Origin of the sequence: Dietzia cercidiphylli, assembly GCF_014145145.1 — a bacterium.
Taxonomy (GTDB): Bacteria; Actinomycetota; Actinomycetes; order Mycobacteriales; family Mycobacteriaceae; genus Dietzia; species Dietzia natronolimnaea.
On the sequence record NZ_JAALEA010000547.1, the window covers coordinates 1 to 2,372 of the forward strand.

General features: G+C 70.5%; 2 protein-coding genes. One reads left to right on the forward strand and one right to left on the reverse strand.

Features of this window, described 5'->3' with window-relative positions; all coding sequences use genetic code 11:
* Positions 1-16: 16 nt before the first annotated feature.
* Positions 17-145, forward strand: coding sequence for a tetratricopeptide repeat protein (locus G6028_RS17985; protein WP_338404267.1), 129 nt, complete (start codon positions 17-19; stop codon positions 143-145).
* A gap of 20 nt (positions 146-165) precedes the next feature.
* On the opposite strand, the gene glgB is transcribed toward G6028_RS17985, so the two are convergent.
* The coding region (gene glgB, locus G6028_RS17275; protein WP_194307101.1) for a 1,4-alpha-glucan branching protein GlgB at positions 166-2,372 on the reverse strand (2,207 nt) is incomplete at its 5' end.

Genomic DNA, 2,372 nt, shown 5'->3' on the forward strand with positions numbered 1-2,372 from the left:
GGTCCTCGTCGACGCCATCCGGGTGAGCGCGGGCGACGACCGGGCGACGCTGCGCGCCCGGCTGGTCGATCTCCTCGAGGCGCTCCCGACGGACGACCCGCGGGTGCTGGCCGCCCGTCGGAACCTCGCCAACGCGTTGTACTGAGGCCCGGGTGCCGCCCGATGTCAGGGCGTGTGCCGCAGCCACACCGCGGCGCGGGGGCCGACGGTGATGCCCGCGGAATGGGTGCGGCCGTGGTGGTGCCGCTCCTCCGCGTGGACCCCGCCCAGGTTGCCGGTTCCCGACCCCTCGTAGGCCGTGGCGTCGGTGTTGAGGATCTCCTCCCAGTACCCGGCCTCGGGCAGACCGATCCGGTAGTCGTCCAGGGTGCGGCCCGAGAAGTTCACCACGCAGGCGATCGTGTTGCCCGCGTGATCGGTACGCAGGAACGACAGCGCGTTGTGCTCCGAGTCGTTGGCGTCGATCCACGAGAACCCCGACGGGTCGTCGTCGAGCGTCCACAGCCCGGGGTTCTCCGCGTAGCGTGCGTTCATGTCCCGGACCGAGGCGAGGATGCCGCGGTGGTACTCGCCCTCCCAGCCCTCGAGGTTCTCCCAGGTGACGCCCAGTTCGTCGTTCCACTCGCCGACCTGACCGAACTCCATCCCCTGGAAGATGAGCTTCTTCCCGGGGTGCGCCCACATGTAGGCGTAGAGCCCGCGCAACCCGGCCGCGCGGTCCCACGAGGACCCCGGCATGCGCTGCCACATCGATCCCTTGCCGTGGACCACCTCGTCGTGGCTGAGCGGGAGGACGAACCGCTCGCTCCAGGCGTACATCAGGGAGAAGGTGACCTCGCCGTGGTGGTGTCCCCGGTAGACGGGGTCGAGGCCCACATAGCGCAGCGTGTCGTTCATCCACCCCATGTTCCACTTCATGGAGAACCCGAGACCGCCGGTGTCCGTGGGTGCGGTGACGCCGCCCCAGGAGGTCGACTCCTCGGCGATCATGAGGAATCCGGGGTGCTCCCGGCGCACGGTGGCGTTGACCTCCTGCAGGAACGAGATGGCCTCGAGGTTCTCTCTACCGCCGTAGCGGTTGGGGGTCCACTCGCCCTCGTTCCGCGAGTAGTCCAGGTAGAGCATCGAGGCGACGGCGTCCACGCGCAGGCCGTCGACGTGGAACTCCTCCGCCCAGTACAGGGCGTTGGCCACCAGGAAGTTGCGGACCTCGTGACGACCGAAGTCGAACACGTAGGTGCCCCAGTCGGGCTGCTCACCGCGACGGGGGTCCGCGTGCTCGTACAGCGGGGTCCCGTCGAAGCGGCCGAGGGACCACTCGTCCTTGGGGAAGTGCGCGGGCACCCAGTCCACCAGCACGCCGATGCCGCGCGAGTGCAGGTGGTCGACCACATAGCGCAGGTCGTCCGGGGTGCCGAAACGACTGGTGGGGGCGTAGTAGGAGGACACCTGGTAGCCCCATGACCCGCCGAAGGGATGCTCGGCGACGGGCATCAGCTCGACATGGGTGAAGCCGGTCTCGGTCACGTGGTCGGCCAACTGGTGGGCGAACTCGCGGTAGCCGAGTCCCGGTCTCCAGGAGCCCACGTGGACCTCGAGGACCGTCATCGGGGAGCGCGAGTGGTCGCGCGTCGCCCGGCAGGCGACCCACTCGTCGTCGTTCCACTCGTGGCCGGACGTGAACACCCTGGATCCGGTGGCGGGGGGCACCTCGGTGGCCACCGCGAGCGGATCGGCGTGGTCGACGGTCCGGCCGTCGGCGCCGCGGACGCAGTACTTGTAGACGGCGTCGTCGATCACGTCAGGTACGAACAGTTCCCACACTCCCGAGGCGCCGATCGCACGCATGGGCAGGGCGATCGGGTTCCACCCGCAGAAGTCGCCCACCACGCTGATGCCCCGGGCGTTCGGGGCCCAGACGGCGAAGGACGTCCCGGTGAGGGGCCCCCCGGGGGTGTCGTACGTGCGGACGTGCGCACCGAGGACGGTCCACAGCCGCTCGTGCCGGCCCTCGTTGATCAGGTGGAGATCCATCTCGCCGAGAGTGGGCAGGAAGCGGTACCCGTCGGCCACGATCCGCGTGTGCCCGTCCGGGTAGGTCACCCGGAACCGGTAGTCGGGGACGTCCCGCTCGGGCAACCCCGCCCCGAACATGCCGTCGCCGAGCGGTTCCATGGGCACCGTGCGCGTCCCGAGCACGATCTCCACCGAGGTGGCACCGGGCTGCATGGTCCGCACGACCGAGCCGGACCCGGTCGGGTGGGCGCCGTAGACCGAGTGCGGGTCGCGGTGGGTGCCGGAGCGGAGGGCGTCGAGCTCCTCGCGGGGGATCCCGCCCGACGGCGCGTCGGGGGCTGCCGGCGCCGGGGACC